The sequence below is a fragment of the Corynebacterium sp. TUM25020 genome, assembly GCF_056388495.1.
In genome coordinates this window covers 223,274-237,103 of record NZ_JBWJFG010000002.1, presented here as the reverse complement: position 1 = coordinate 237,103, position 13,830 = coordinate 223,274, and the positions used below count along the sequence as shown (strand labels likewise).

Below are 13,830 nucleotides of genomic sequence, written 5' to 3'. Positions count from 1 at the left end.
TCTATTTAGCTGGGATTTAGGCGTTCCGGTGCGCGCCGTCGCTCGGCAGTGCCACCACGAACTCAGGTTCATTAAAGCCCTTTTTCGCGAATGCCTCCGCCACAGCCTGCGCCGTTGCTTCCACCCGATCCTCGCGCAGCAGTGCAATGGCGGAGCCGCCGAATCCACCACCGGTCATGCGGGCGCCCAATGCTCCCTGTTCCATTGCCATATCCACCGCGGTATCTAGCTCCGGCACAGTGACCTCGTAGTCATCGCGCAGGGAGGCGTGACTGCCCTGCATCGATCGGCCGAAGGCCTCCACGTCTCCACCACTGATCTGTTGGATCGCTTCCGCGGTGCGGGCAATCTCGCTAACCACATGGCGTACGCGTGCCGCCACCTGCTGTGGGTCTTGGCCATTCGCTTGTGCCCACCGGGCGGAGTCCGCCTCTGCGTCCTTCGCATAGCGTAGGCTGCTCACGCCCAGGTCGGCGGTCACCCCATCGATCACGGCACGGCGCGCGGCGTATTGCCCATCGTTCAGGCAGTGCGGGGCATTCGTATTCATGATGAGGATGGCAAGCCCGCGCGCCGCGATGTCGAAAGGAACTAACGTGGCGCTGTCTTCGGCGAAGTCGATGGCGAGCGCGTGGCCAGCCTGCCCGAATAGGGAAATGCGCTGGTCGAGGCCGCCCGTGGAGGCGCCGACTACCTCATTTTCTGCTCTTATTGACGCCCTCATGAGTCCGCTGCGCACCGCATCATCAAGGGGTGCGCTGCCGTTTAGGTCGAAGGCCGCAAGAGCCGCCGAGCATTCCAACGCTGCGGAGCTGGAAAGTCCTGCGCCGACTGGCACATCGGACTCAATGGCGAGGTTCAATCCACCAGCAGGCATCAGCCCGGCCTCGATGGCCGCCCAGATGGCTCCGACTGCGTAGCCGGCCCAGTTGGCTGGATTGTTGGGGCCAACCTCGGAAACAGGAATTTCGACGTGGACGATTTCGGTTGGGCCACCGTAGCGAGAAGCTACGCGGTACACACCGTCATTGTTCTTGGCGGCGGCCACGTAGGTGCGCTGCGAGAGCGCGAAGGGCAGGCTGATGCCGTCGGCATAGTCCACGTGCTCACCGATCAGGTTGACGCGGCCCGGCGCGGACCACACACCCGCAGATTGATAGCCGTAGACCTGTTGGAATAGGGATTGTACGTCGGCGGTGCCCTGCTCCTCGGTGCGGGTCTGCAGCCAGCGGGGGGTTACGTTAGTTGGCATTGTCGGCTACCTCCCGGAAGCGCTCGGCGATTCTTTCTGGTGTGGTGTCGGAAATCCAGGCTTCCTGGCCGGACTCGCTTCCCGCCAGGAACTTCATGCGCCCAGCAGAGCGCATCATCGAATACAGCTGCAAGTACAGGCGACCGTTTTCGCGATCCTCCCCCACCGGCGCCTGGTTCCAGGCAGCGATATAGGGAGTACGTTCAATGCCCTCGAAGAAGCGATCCATACGGCCCAGCAGGTCTAGGTAGAAGCGGGTGAGTTCATCCTTTTCCTCGTCTGTGAGTGCCGCGAAATCCGGGACTGCCCGGTTGGCCATGAGGATGACCTCGACCGGCCACTTTGCTGCCGCCGGAACATAAGCGGTGAAGTGCTCTCCAGCGAGAAGTACACGGGTGCCGGATTCCTTTTCAGCGGACAAGACGGCGTCAAAAAGATCCTGGCCGGTGTCTTCCCGGAAAGCGCGAGCGCGCGTGGCTACCTCGGCGGCGCGCGGCGGAACGAAGGGATAGGAGTAGATCTGGCCGTGCGGGTGTTGCAGCGTCACGCCGATTTCCTTGCCGCGGTTTTCAAAGGGGAACACATAGCGGATGCCCTCGATAGCGGAGAGCTCAGCGGTGCGGTGGGCCCAGGCTTCGACGACGGTACGGGCACGCTCGTAGGACAGGTCCTTAAACGAGGAGTTCACATCCGGGGTAAAGCAGACGACCTCGCAGCGGCCAATGGCGGGCTTACGGGGGAAAAGCTCCTGGCCGTCGACCTGTGTGGCGAAGTCGTCCGGCACCTCCATGTGCATGGACAGGGAGGGGAAGCGATTTTCAAAAACCACGACGTCGTAATCATCGGCGGGCACCTCAGTGGGCAGTTCGCCAGGTTTGGTGGGGGCCAGCGGATTCTCGTTCGCCGGGGGCATGAATGTGCGGTTCATACGGTGGGCGGCGTAGACATACCACTGGCCGGTCAAAGGATCCTGCCGCATCTCGGATTCCGTGGTGGCCTGTGGCAGATCACGGGAATCGTGCAGCTCCCGTTGTTTCTCCCCTGCCACGTATGCCGGTTCATCGTCGAAGTACAGCAGCTCGCGGCCATCCGCAAGTGTCGTTCGAGTTACCTTGAAATCATGCTGCACGGCATGGATCACTCCCTTTAGTTAATGCGCATAGAAGCGCACGAAGAAAAAGCCCGCCTCTTCAGTGGGGCGGGCAATGCGTTATTTAGTTTGCGGTTCCTGTGGTTCGGCGGATTCATCAATCTTGATTGGATCCAACTTGGTCCACAGTACGAAGATCGCTGCCACGGCGATCATGGCCAACCCGCACACCAGGTTATATGTTTCGTTCTTCGGCTCGCCGGTGGATACATCCATACCCGGGTCAAGCAGGAAGTAGCTCAGCAAGAGCACAAGTCCGTACAGGCCCATGAGGGAACCGATGACATTGCGGATATCGAAGGCACCCGCCATGTGGGAGCCCTTCTTAGCAGTGTTCTTAGCCATTGTGTCCATTCACTCCTTTCTGAAAAACTTGCGCCCTTGTTAAGCGAACACGATGTTGAGGACGAGCACCATGGCCAGGCATAGGATGCCCAGCGGTACGGTGCGGCGGTACCACGGCAGGCTGGCTTCGGCAGCATCCGTGAGGTTTTCCTTCGGGGTGACGGACTTGACGAAGCCCACCAGTTCCTCATCCGGCTTCGGCTTGGTGACCATGGAAACCAGGATGGAAGCGATGATGTCCGTGACGAATGCCAAGGATGCGGCGACAAAGGCCGTGCCCTGTCCCGGGAGGTTGAAGAAGCTAGCGTCGGTGCTGCCGAAGGTGGCTATAGCCCAGTAGACAATCGCGATACCCGTACCGGAAACCAGGCCGACCCAACCTGCGGTGGGCGTCATGCGCTTCCAGAACATACCCAGGATGAAGGTGGCGAACAGCGGGGCGTTGAAGAAGCCGAACAGCGTCTGCAGGTAGTCCATGACGTTGCCGAAGTTGGATGCCAGCAGGGCGGTGAACACGGCGATGACGGTAGCGCCGACGGTGGCCATACGGCCGACCTTCAGGTAGTAGTCGTCGTCGCGGTCCTTCACGATGTAGGACTGCCAGATGTCATAGGAAAAAACGGTGTTGAAGGCGGAAATATTAGCCGCCATACCAGCCATGAATGCGGCCAACAGACCTGCGATGGCCACGCCCAGCAGGCCGTTCGGCAGCAGGTCGCGCATCAGGTACAGGATGGCATCGTTCGGTTCGGCGGAACCATCCATAATCGGGGTGACAGTAGCGCCTGCAACCATGCCCGGGATAACCACCAGGAACGGAATGAACATCTTCGGGAACGCACCGATGATCGGGGTCTTCCGTGCAGAGGACAGCGAATCGGCTGCCATGGAGCGCTGGACCTCCACGAAGTTGGTGGTCCAGTAACCGAAGGACAGCACGAAGCCCAGGCCAAAGACCAAACCGATAGCGGAGACGACCGGGTTCTCAAAGCCTGAGATTTCGGTGCCCGGCCAGGTGTGGAAGTGCGAGGAGTCTGCAACCTTGGCCTGCAGGCCATCCCAACCACCAACCTGGTGCAGGCCGATCATTGTCAGCGGCAGCAGGGCGGCGATAATCACGAAGAACTGCAGCACCTCGTTGTAGATCGCTGCGGACAGACCACCCAGGGTGATGTACGACAAAACGATGACCGCGGCAACAACCAGGGTGACCCACAGTGGCCAGCCGAGCAGTGAGTTAACCACCTTGGCCAGCAGCAGTAGGTTCACGCCGGCAATCAGCAGCTGAGCTACGGCAAAGGAGATGCCGTTGACCAGGTGCGCGCCGTTGCCAAAACGGCGCTGCATGAACTCCGGAACGGAGCGCACCTTAGAGCCGTAGTAGAAGGGCATCATCACGATGCCGAGGAAGACCATGGCCGGGATCGCACCGATCCAGAAATAGTGCATGGTCTCGAATCCGTACTGCACGCCGTTGGCCGAGTGACCCACGATTTCAACGGCGCCCAGGTTGGCAGAGATAAAGGCCAGACCCGTCACCCAGGCGGGTAGGGATCGGCCGGAGAGGAAGAAGTCGATTGAGCTGGACACCTTGGACTTAGCTGCCCATCCGATGCCGAGGACGAAAGCGAAGTATAGCGCGACCAGCGCGTAGTCTACCCAGCTCGCGTCCAAACGTAGTCCTTCAGCTGTCATAGCTGCGAACCTCCAGGAACGTCGGGTTCCCGTCCCAGGCACCAATCGTTTTAGTTCACAACTACCAGCGACGAGAACTATTGGATGTTTGATTCAATAGAAATCTTAACGCCGCGTAGTGCTATAAAGGAAATTCTTTTCTATTTATGGAAGTACCTTTGTTTTAGGTCTCGACGCCCCCACGCGAAACACAGGAAATCCCACATTCAAAGCTGCGCTTTTCGCCTGGTTGCAGGCGAATAAGGTCACGACCGGAACGCAATGCGTCCGGTGGGCACGTCATCGGTTCGACAGCTAATGCCCGTCCTACACCGGGGTATCCTTCGCGACGAGCCGGATCCGCGGTAAACACCTGGAACCAGTTAAAGCCCTCTCCTACCCACAGACGCACACCCTCGCCCTCGGGGTTCAGTAACTGTGCCTCGGCGGTCACCCCCTGTGCCCTATCGACATCACCGAAACAGTGATCCAGCCAAACCCCTGCCATACGCTGGCCCGCTTCCACGTCCGGCAACACCCGGCGAGCAGGAATCTCCGGCCCGGCGGGCAGGTTTCGCACAGAATCCAGTGGCAGGTTCGTACCGACCGGCAGGTGCACAACGCAATCGTCCAGCGGAGTACCTAGCGCGCTTAGGTAGGGGTGCCACCCCAGACCAAAGGGGCAGGAAGCGTCGCCTTCATTGCGCACCTCAAAGGTGGCGAATAGCCCCTCGCCTTCTCCACTACCTGCAGCGCGTACGGCCCATGCCATCCGCAAAAGCAAGGGCCACGGCCAGCCAGCCCGCAGGCCGGTAGAAAGCTCCAGCGTTACAAAATCCTCACCCTGGTCGGCAATGTGCCAGGCCATCTGTCCCACGAATCCATGGATGGCGGTGGCTCGTCCTGGCTCAGTAATGTCCAGCCGGTGCAGCACACCGTCGAGGGCGAACACACCATCGGCGGTGCGGTTCGGCCAGGGCGCCAGCACAATGCCTGAAGAAAGCGGTGGATAAGTCCCCTCGGGGTAGGAAACCACCAAGGGCTTTCCCGCATATTCCAGACTACGTAGGCCACCGCTGAACGTGGAAATGCTGGCTCGGTACTCCCCTGCAGAAATCTCTACGAAAGGGTGCGAGTGGCGTTGATCCTGATCCATGGCTCTACTCTGCTGCACCCTCAGTGCCAGCCTCGTCAAGCCCCTTGAAACCCGTACCCAGCGGAACTCCGACGTTGTCGATCAAGCGCGTCGTACCGACGCGCGCCGCTACCAGCAGACGAGCTTCGCCGTCTGCCGGGCAGTCGGAAAGGTCCGTACCGCGCAGCTCAAGATAGTCCACCTCCACGTCTGGGGTGGCGTCCAAAATAGAGCCGGCAGTCTGCAGAACCGCCTCGGCGCCCTGCTCGGCCACAAAAGCTCCGGCGGTCAGAGCCGCTGAAAGAGTCAGTGCCAGCTCACGTTCTTCCGCGGAGAGGTAGACATTGCGGGAGGACTTCGCCAGTCCGTCAGCCTCGCGAACGATCGGCACTCCATGAACCTGTACCTCCATGTTTAGGTCCGTGACCATTTGCTGGATCAGCAGCAGCTGCTGATAATCCTTCTCCCCGAAGAATGCGTGATCGCAATGGGTGATTGTAAAGAGCTTGTTCACTACCGTCAGCACGCCCGCGAAGTGGGTTGGGCGGTGTGCACCCTCCAGGATGCGACCGGCCTCACCTGGATGGATGGTAGTGCGCGGGCCATTGGGGTACATCTCACGCGGGCTGGGGGCGAAGACTGCATCCACGCCCGCGGCCTTAAGCTTCTCCACATCAGCATCCAAAGTGCGCGGGTAGGCATCCAGGTCCTCCCCCTCGGCGAATTGCAATGGGTTGACGAAAATACTGACGACGACCAGCGCACCGGGAATCTGCTGTGCGGCCTGCACCAGCGAAAGGTGCCCCTCGTGCAGCGCACCCATAGTGGGTACCAGTACGACTGGGCGACCTGCCTTGCGCATTGCACGGGTCAGCTGCCCGATTCCCTCAATCTCCGTGAAAACCTCTGCCTGGCCAGGTGTGAACGTCATGGTTCTTACTCTAGATCCAGCAGTCTTTCGACCTCAATAGCCCCCGCCTTTAGCGCGGTGCGGCGGGCCATGGTTGTGTATGCGTTTTCGGCGCTAGTGTTCTGGGTTTCCAGGCTCCGCAGCGCCGCCAAGTGGCGCATCACCGCAGCCGCATCGTCGCGGGCAACTGGCCCAGTCAGCCCATCCATGCGCTTCTCCAGGGCATTGTCCACCGCCGCGTGGGCAATGCGACGCAGCAGCAGCGCACTATCGGGGCTTTCGCCTGGTGCGTCGACCGCCCGATCCAGGATTTCTTGCGCATCCGTCAACAGTGTCACCAGGTGGTTGGCTGCATGTGCCATTGCCGCGTGATAAGCCGCGCGATGGTTCTCGGGAATCGCGACTGGCACCCCGCCGAGGCTGGCTACGAGTGTCTGGGCAACCACGTCACCCACCTCGGAGTCGCTGGTTACGCCCCATGCGCATCCGTCCAAGCGCTCACTATCAGCTGGGGTTCCGGTGAATGTCATTGCCGGATGCAGTGCTAGCGGCAGTGCGCCGGTATCGGTAATCGGTTGCAGAATCTCGCAGCCAAAGGCGCCGGATACGTGCGCGACGATCTGCCCGTCGCGCGTGTGTTGCGCCACCTCTTCAATCACCTCGGGAAGCTTCGGATCCGGCACCGCCAGAACTACGAGCGCGGCGTGTGCAGTGCTGCCGAGGCTGATGCGGGGAATGTTCGGGATTCTTTGTGACGCCAATTCTTCCGAGCGTGCCGAATGCGCGTACACACCATGCACATGATGGCCGGCGCGTGTAAAAGCTTCAGCTAGAGCCACGCCGACTTTGCCGGCTGAGATTATACCGACCGACAGACGCGGCTGTTGAATATCTGTTTCCGCCACTTAGTTCTTGAAACGCTTCATCAAGTCGGCGACAGTCACAGCATTCTTGGCCTCGTCGGCGCGTCGACGACCGTGAGCGCCTTCGGCCTGCTCATCCGGCCGGGACTCTTCAGCTGCCTGTGGCTGCTGCTTAGCCTGGTTAGGGTTTGCAGTGTGATCGCGACCGGAACGCACAGCGTCAGCACTAGGCATCTGAGCGCGACGCTTCTGTGCAGGCTTCGGCTCGTTCATGGCGGTCGTATCCACAACCAACGGCAGCTGGGAGGTCTCCTCGGAGTCCTGGCCAGTCCAGTTCACAGCAGCAAAAGTGCCAGTGTTGAATTTCGGCTTGCTGCGGTGCTGTGCCTTATGCGGTTGACTTGTCTGCTGTGCTTGCTGGGGCTTTGCGTCGTGACCCGCATTGTTACCGCTGCCCTGGCTCAGCTCGCGTACGCGCTCAGCCTTGGCGCGGACGGCGCGCTGTTCTCCTTCACCGAAGTCCTCACCGGTCAGCTCCGCAAGCTGCTGACGCATACGAGCCAGCTCCGCACGTAACTCCTCCAGGTGCTTATCGCGCTCATCCTGAGACTTCTTGGCCTCCGCCGCATACTTAGCTTGGGTTTCCGCCTCGCGCTTCTTCAGCTGCGCGCGTTCGCTCTGCAGCTGTGACTGGTAGTAGCTCTCTTGGTTTTCCGCCTGCTCACGAGCGAGCTTCAGGGCGCCCGCATAGCGCAGCACAAGCACCACGCCAAAGAACGCGGCCCACAGAGCGGCGATCAGAGCTACCTTCAGCCAGCCATCGGAATCCATGAACAGCATCAGCACGCTTGCCAGCAGAGCCAGTACCACTAGGCCGAACATAAGGAATCGAGAGAAGCTCGAAGGTTCGTTCGACGCAACCTGCGACCCCTGGAGCTGGTTTCCCCGATAAGTGGAGTCATCTTCGTACCCCGGAGCATCCAGGGACTGGCGCCCGTTAAAGGACTGCTGCGGCTGGTGAGACTGCTGTGGCTTAGGAGACTGCGGGAAGCTCATGGTCAACACACTACCCAACGTCGAGCCCGTTGGGCGTTAATGGCGCATCCGGCGGTGGCGCTTCACAGCTGCGTTCCAGCCACATACCGGCCACAACAGCAGCCAAAGCCCCCACCGCCCCAGCTATCACCCCAGGCAGATCGGCCTCCGCGGCCATTAGACGTCCCGCTTGCGGAATAACGTACATTCCCACCCCCGCAAACAGACCCAAAAACACAGCACCAGCCCACGCCGTTGCTTTCCCTAACGCTAACCACTGAGTCACAGTCGTCGGCTGCATCTGAGTACGATCCATGCCGATACCACTGTTGCCGATGCGCTTGCGGATCACCCACCCGCCTATCGCGCATACGATTGCGAAAATCCACAACAGTACGGAGCTCGTCGCCTTAATCGGCGGGAAACTGCCATAGAAGCTCAACGTACTGACCCAAGCAATAAGAGCACAGACTATAGCCACTAAGGCGACCGTAGAGATCTTCGTGCGCTTTAGCGGGCTCATCGTATCTGCCTCTTTATCCCTCTTTGACTCTCTCCAGACTGATACTCTTCAGACTAGCCAAGCGAGCCCGCGGTTACAGTTAGCTCCGCGGCGCAGCCGGGACAATGGCCTTCCGCTCCGCTGGATCGACCTCTTCCAGCCACTCCAGAATGCTTCGCCCGGCCAAGCTACACCAAGGTTCCTGAGCCAGCTGCAGATCATTAAGGGGCACCAACACGAATGCCCGCTCATGGGCATAGGGGTGTGGGATGACAAGTTCAAACCCCCACTTCCCCTGGGATTGGATGGGTTGGAACTGGGCGTCAAAACCAAAAAGTATATCCACATCGACAGTTCGCGGCCCCCACCGAACCTCGCGCTCCCGCCCCGCGACGGCCTCCGCGAATTGGCAGTGATGCAACAGCGCCAAAGGATCCAGCGATGTCCTGACGGCCACCACGGAGTTGCGGAATTCCTGCTGCTCTACCCCGCCCCACGGCGGAGTGGCGAAGATTCGCGACTTTTCCACGATGTCGATGGCCGGGTGCATTTCCAGTAGGTCATAAGCGCGTTCGATCTGCGCAGTGGGACTGCCGACGTCTCCCGGCAGGTTGGAGCCGATTCCCAGGAAAACAGTGATCATCGCTTGGATCTCCGAGCGACTACACGCACGTCAGCGAATGGATGGGCGATGGGAGCCTCGGGCTTGTGCACCGTGACCTCCACGGCATAAACCCCGCTGAGCTCGGCAATTTCATCGGCGATCTCCGAGGCCAGGGTTTCGATCAGGTCGTGGCTCTGCCCACGCGGCGTGCCCCGTCCTTCGACCGCATTGACCGCAATATCGGCCAGCTGCACATAGTCGATTGTGTTTTCCAGCGCGTCCGTGTCCGCGGCGGCGCGGAAGTCCGTCCACACCACCATGTCAACGATGAATTTTTGACCGGTGTCCTTCTCGTGTGAAAACACTCCGTGGTGGCCGAATGCTTCCACGCCCATGAGCTCGATGCGGTCAGCCACGTCGTGCCCTCCATTGCTCGTCGATGTCAGGACCGCATCCGGTGGCCATTGCGTGTGCAACATCCACGGCGGCCCGTGTCGGAGCTACTTTATGCACCCGGACGGCCCAGACGCCAACTGCCGCCGCGAGTGCAGAGGTCGCCGCAGTGGCATCGTCCGCGGATTCCGGGGTGCCAGGTTTGCCATCGCTGGCCGGGCGCAATGCTGTGAGAAAGCGCTTTCGCGAAGCTCCCACCAGCACCGGATAGCCCAACTGCACTAGTCGGTCCATCGCACCGAGCAGTTGCCAGTTCTCCCGTGGAGTTTTCGCAAAGCCGATGCCGGGATCCAGGTAAATCTGTTCCTTTGTGACGCCCGCCGCCTCCGCAGCTTCAATTCGCTTTTCCAGCCAGTGGATGACGTGGCCGACGATATCCTCACCGTGATCGTGGTAGCCCTCGGCACCGGCGAACTCAGCGGCTTTTCCCTTGTTCCAATGCATGAGGATGATCGGCAGTCCGGATTCCGCAGCCAGCGGGAGCATGTCGGGGTCTGCCAGACCGCCGGAGACGTCGTTGAGATAGGTGACGCCCGCTTTCCACGCGACCCGCGCCGTCGAAGCCCGCATCGTGTCGATGCTGGTGGCGATTCCCCGACGGGATAGCTCCTCGATGACTGGGGTGACGCGGGCAGCCTCCACGGCTGGGTCGACGCGAGTTGCACCTGGGCGGGTGGATTCCCCGCCGACGTCGATGATGTCCGCTCCATCGGCGACCATGGCTTCCGCGTGAGCCAAGGCGGCCTCGGTGTTGGGGTAGGCTCCGCCATCGGAAAAGGAATCCTCAGTGACGTTGAGAATGCCCATCACGAGGGTGCGCTGGGGGCTGGCAGGAGTTGGATCCGTCACGGTCGGATCAACGCCATCGCCTCTGCGCGGGAGGCAGCGTTCTTCTGGAACCCACCGCGAACAGCGGAGGTTACCGTATTAGCGCCGGGCTTGCGGATACCACGCATGGCCATGCACAGATGCTCGGCTTCCAAGACGACGATTACGGCGGAAGGATCCAGCTTCTCCACCAGCGCATCAGCCACCTGGGAGGTCAGGCGCTCCTGCACCTGCGGGCGCTTCGCCAGGCCATCAATGAGACGTGCCAGCTTGGACAGGCCGGTAACCTTGCCGGATTCGCCGGGAATGTATCCGATGTGCGCCTTGCCGAAGAAGGGAACCAGGTGGTGCTCACACATCGAGTAGAAGGTGATGTCGCGGACGAGCACCAGCTCCCGGTGGTCTTCGCTGAAGGTCTTGTTGAGCACCTCGGTGGGGTCCTCGTACAGCCCCGAGCAGGTTTCGCGGTAGGCGCGCGCTACCCGGGCTGGGGTCTCTTGGAGCCCTTCGCGGTCGGGGTCCTCGCCAATGGCGAGCAGCAACTCACGGATGGCAGCCTCTGCTCGCTCCTGGTCGAAGGTGCCGGGAGCGAGTGGCTGTTGAGGGTTATTCACTAGTTGTCTTCCTGTTCCCGGTCATCATTCCGGTTCTTTTCCCATGGGAACGTTTGCTTCGGCATTTCCTGCCGACGGTGCTGTCCCTGGGGCTCAGCCTCTGGCTGCGGCTCCTGCGGCTCCGGCTGTACATGCGGTTCCGGCTGTGCCTGCGGTTCCGGCTGTACATGCGGTTCCGGCTGCGGCTGAGGTGCCTGTGCCTCCTCTGCTACCTGTGGCTCCGGTACCTCGTGTGCCTTCTGCTGTTGATGATCCGGCTGCTCATGGGCAGGCAGCTGGAAGCCACGTTCTTCCGGTACCGGAGGGACGAATTGACCATTCTGGCCGTACTGGGGCCGCTGAGCTTGCGGGCTGTTCTGCGACCGCTGGATCTGTGGGAACTGCTGCTGCCCCTGCTGCAGACGCTCTGCCTGTCGCTTCTCGTTCTGTGCCTTACGCTTCTCCATGCGTGCACGGCGAGCCGCGGAGAAGAAGTTCGTCCGCTCCGGTGGCTCCTCGCCACGCTCGCGCGCAAGCTCCACAGGGGTCTTCACCGGCTCCCGGTGATCGCACGGGCGGTCCAGATCCTGCATCGGGAAGATGTCAGAAACTTCACGGGTCTCAATACCCTCGAAGATGGCCTCCAGATCCGGGCGACGCAGGGTCTCCTTCTCCAGCAGTTTGGAAGCCAAAGTATCCAGATAATCGCGGTTGTCCCGCAATACCTCGTAGGCAATCTGCTGCGCCTTGTTCATCAGCATGCGCACCTGATCGTCAATCTGGTTCGCAACGTTCTGGGAAGGCTGGTTACCGCCCTGGCCACCCCGGCCGACGAAGGGGTCCCCCTCGTCCTGGCCATACTTCACGGCACCTACGACAGGGCTCATGCCGTATTCCACAACCATTGCACGGGCAATGTTCGTAGCCATCTCGATATCTGCAGAGGCGCCCGTCGTCGGATTACCGAACACCAGCTCCTCAGCAGCCCGGCCACCCATGGCAAAGACCAGACGGGCAAACAACTCGGAACGGTTGTACATGCCTTTGTCGTCTTCCGGCGCCGTCATGGCGTGACCGCCAGTGCGGCCGCGAGCTAGGATCGTCACCTTGTACACACGGTCAATGTCCTTCATTGCCCAGGCCGCCAGCGTATGGCCGCCCTCGTGGTAGGCAGTGACCTTCTTTTCATGCTCCGAAATGATCTTGGAGCTGCGACGCGGTCCACCCACCACACGGTCAGTGGCTTCCTCCAGCGCATCGGCGGTAATCACATTGCCTTCTACGCGGGCGGTCAGCAGGGCTGCCTCATTCAGCACGTTCTCCAGATCCGCACCCGACATGCCTGCAGTACGCTTCGCCAAAGACTTCAGATCCACGTCCTTGGCTAGCGGCTTGTCCTTCGCATGTACGTTGAGAATCTGCTCACGGCCAGCCAGGTCGGGGTTGGTCACCGGAATCTGGCGGTCAAAGCGACCTGGGCGCAGCAGAGCGGGATCCAGAATGTCAGGACGGTTGGTAGCAGCCATCAGGATCACACCATCGCGGTCGCCGAAGCCGTCCATTTCCACCAGCAACTGGTTCAGAGTCTGCTCACGTTCGTCGTGACCGCCGCCCATGCCGGCACCACGCTGGCGACCGACCGCATCGATCTCATCGACGAAGATGATGCATGGAGAGTTTTCCTTTGCCTGCTTGAACAGGTCGCGAACGCGAGAAGCACCCACGCCGACGAACATCTCCACGAAGTCGGAACCGGAGATGGTGAAGAATGGCACACCGGCTTCGCCGGCCACGGCACGAGCCAGGAGCGTCTTACCCGTACCGGGCGGGCCATACAGCAGAACACCCCGCGGAATTTTGGCGCCCAAAGCCTCGTAGCGGGTCGGGTCAGTCAGGAAGTCGCGGATCTCATCCAGCTCCTCAACCGCTTCGTCTGCACCGGCAACATCGTCGAAGGTTGTATCCGGGTTATCTTTGTTGAGCTGCTTGGCGGTGGACTTACCGAAGCCAAAAGCACCCATGCCGCCGCCACCCTGCATGCGCGACAGCATGAACATCAGCAGGCCGAAAATCAGCAGCATCGGCAGCAGCATCACCAAAAGGCTGCCCAGGAAACTATCTTCAGTGACCTTGGTGTTGTACTTCTCCGCCTCGGACTTCTGCACCGCATCGAAGATCTCCGGAGCCGTGCGCCCGGGGTACTTCGCGATGATTTGCTCGATGTCCTTCTTGCCGTCGACTTCGATCGACTTCTTCAGCTTCAGCTGTACCTGCTGCTCACGATCGTTGATCTGAGCTTCCTTGACGTTCTTCTCGTCCAGCTGCTTCATGGCTACGGAGGTTTCAACCTCGTCATAACCACGGGCGTCATCAGTTAGAACACCGAATGCATAGATCGCGATAAGAACCACGGCGACGATTCCCGCGATCCTCAGTACCTTCTTCTTGTCCATATTTCCTAGTGAGTTGTTGAGTTAAAAAGCCGT

Annotated in this window: 14 protein-coding genes; all 14 read right to left on the bottom strand. The window is 60.6% G+C overall.

Annotated features, from left to right (window positions below; genetic code table 11):
* Positions 1 to 16: 16 nt before the first annotated feature.
* The 14 genes from galK to ftsH all read right to left on the bottom strand — a co-directional run bounded on the left by galK (position 17) and on the right by ftsH (position 13,797).
* Positions 17 to 1,252 carry a galactokinase gene (gene galK, locus AC05K6_RS03985; RefSeq protein ID WP_476727837.1) on the bottom strand — a complete coding sequence of 412 codons (1,236 nt, stop codon included), beginning with the start codon at positions 1,250 to 1,252 and terminating at the stop codon, positions 17 to 19.
* Positions 1,242 to 2,393 carry a galactose-1-phosphate uridylyltransferase gene (gene galT, locus AC05K6_RS03980; protein ID WP_293791062.1) on the bottom strand — a complete coding sequence of 384 codons (1,152 nt, stop codon included), beginning with the start codon at positions 2,391 to 2,393 and terminating at the stop codon, positions 1,242 to 1,244. Before galT ends, galK begins: the two co-directional genes overlap by 11 nt.
* A gap of 69 nt (positions 2,394 to 2,462) precedes the next feature.
* Complete coding sequence (locus AC05K6_RS03975) at positions 2,463 to 2,747, bottom strand: hypothetical protein (RefSeq protein ID WP_293791061.1); 285 nt, start codon at positions 2,745 to 2,747, stop codon at positions 2,463 to 2,465.
* 39 nt (positions 2,748 to 2,786) lie between these two features.
* Positions 2,787 to 4,442, bottom strand: a complete 1,656-nt coding sequence (locus tag AC05K6_RS03970; RefSeq protein ID WP_293791060.1) for a sodium:solute symporter family protein — start codon at positions 4,440 to 4,442, stop codon at positions 2,787 to 2,789.
* 163 nt (positions 4,443 to 4,605) lie between these two features.
* Positions 4,606 to 5,577: an aldose 1-epimerase family protein gene (locus tag AC05K6_RS03965; RefSeq protein ID WP_476727836.1), complete on the bottom strand. Its 972-nt coding sequence runs from the start codon at positions 5,575 to 5,577 to the stop codon at positions 4,606 to 4,608.
* A 4-nt stretch (positions 5,578 to 5,581) separates the two neighbouring features.
* A complete protein-coding gene (panC, locus tag AC05K6_RS03960) occupies positions 5,582 to 6,487 on the bottom strand; it encodes a pantoate--beta-alanine ligase (protein WP_293791058.1) in 906 nt (301 codons plus the stop codon).
* 5 nt (positions 6,488 to 6,492) lie between these two features.
* Positions 6,493 to 7,371 (bottom strand): Rossmann-like and DUF2520 domain-containing protein, encoded by an 879-nt coding sequence (locus AC05K6_RS03955; RefSeq protein ID WP_476727835.1) that lies wholly within the window; start codon positions 7,369 to 7,371, stop codon positions 6,493 to 6,495.
* On the bottom strand, positions 7,372 to 8,385 hold the full coding sequence (locus AC05K6_RS03950; RefSeq protein WP_476727834.1) for a DUF6779 domain-containing protein: 1,014 nt from the start codon (positions 8,383 to 8,385) through the stop codon (positions 7,372 to 7,374).
* A gap of 10 nt (positions 8,386 to 8,395) precedes the next feature.
* Positions 8,396 to 8,887 carry a DUF3180 domain-containing protein gene (locus AC05K6_RS03945; protein ID WP_293791055.1) on the bottom strand — a complete coding sequence of 164 codons (492 nt, stop codon included), beginning with the start codon at positions 8,885 to 8,887 and terminating at the stop codon, positions 8,396 to 8,398.
* Positions 8,888 to 8,966: 79 nt separating this feature from the next.
* Positions 8,967 to 9,509 (bottom strand): 2-amino-4-hydroxy-6-hydroxymethyldihydropteridine diphosphokinase, encoded by a 543-nt coding sequence (gene folK / locus AC05K6_RS03940; protein ID WP_293791054.1) that lies wholly within the window; start codon positions 9,507 to 9,509, stop codon positions 8,967 to 8,969.
* On the bottom strand, positions 9,506 to 9,886 hold the full coding sequence (gene folB, locus AC05K6_RS03935; protein WP_293791053.1) for a dihydroneopterin aldolase: 381 nt from the start codon (positions 9,884 to 9,886) through the stop codon (positions 9,506 to 9,508). The genes folK and folB overlap by 4 nt, the downstream gene beginning before the upstream one ends.
* Entirely contained in the window at positions 9,879 to 10,730 is an 852-nt protein-coding gene (gene folP, locus AC05K6_RS03930) for a dihydropteroate synthase (RefSeq protein ID WP_448307163.1), read from the bottom strand. The genes folB and folP overlap by 8 nt, the downstream gene beginning before the upstream one ends.
* A gap of 38 nt (positions 10,731 to 10,768) precedes the next feature.
* Positions 10,769 to 11,365 (bottom strand): GTP cyclohydrolase I FolE, encoded by a 597-nt coding sequence (gene folE / locus AC05K6_RS03925; RefSeq protein ID WP_293791052.1) that lies wholly within the window; start codon positions 11,363 to 11,365, stop codon positions 10,769 to 10,771.
* On the bottom strand, positions 11,365 to 13,797 hold the full coding sequence (gene ftsH, locus AC05K6_RS03920) for an ATP-dependent zinc metalloprotease FtsH (RefSeq protein ID WP_476727833.1): 2,433 nt from the start codon (positions 13,795 to 13,797) through the stop codon (positions 11,365 to 11,367). The genes folE and ftsH overlap by 1 nt, the downstream gene beginning before the upstream one ends.
* Positions 13,798 to 13,830 lie beyond the last annotated feature (33 nt).

What these genes read in the sequence shown, in the direction of transcription:
- AC05K6_RS03965 (WP_476727836.1), bottom strand. Translation starts at nt 5,577, where the DNA reads ATGGATCAGGATCAACGCCACTCGCACCCTTTCGTAGAGATTTCTGCA.
- AC05K6_RS03970 (WP_293791060.1), bottom strand. Translation starts at nt 4,442, where the DNA reads ATGACAGCTGAAGGACTACGTTTGGACGCGAGCTGGGTAGACTACGCG.
- AC05K6_RS03950 (WP_476727834.1), bottom strand. Translation starts at nt 8,385, where the DNA reads ATGAGCTTCCCGCAGTCTCCTAAGCCACAGCAGTCTCACCAGCCGCAG.
- panC (WP_293791058.1), bottom strand. Translation starts at nt 6,487, where the DNA reads ATGACGTTCACACCTGGCCAGGCAGAGGTTTTCACGGAGATTGAGGGA.
- ftsH (WP_476727833.1), bottom strand. Translation starts at nt 13,797, where the DNA reads ATGGACAAGAAGAAGGTACTGAGGATCGCGGGAATCGTCGCCGTGGTT.
- AC05K6_RS03945 (WP_293791055.1), bottom strand. Translation starts at nt 8,887, where the DNA reads ATGAGCCCGCTAAAGCGCACGAAGATCTCTACGGTCGCCTTAGTGGCT.
- galK (WP_476727837.1), bottom strand. Translation starts at nt 1,252, where the DNA reads ATGCCAACTAACGTAACCCCCCGCTGGCTGCAGACCCGCACCGAGGAG.
- folK (WP_293791054.1), bottom strand. Translation starts at nt 9,509, where the DNA reads ATGATCACTGTTTTCCTGGGAATCGGCTCCAACCTGCCGGGAGACGTC.
- AC05K6_RS03975 (WP_293791061.1), bottom strand. Translation starts at nt 2,747, where the DNA reads ATGGCTAAGAACACTGCTAAGAAGGGCTCCCACATGGCGGGTGCCTTC.
- folP (WP_448307163.1), bottom strand. Translation starts at nt 10,730, where the DNA reads ATGGGCATTCTCAACGTCACTGAGGATTCCTTTTCCGATGGCGGAGCC.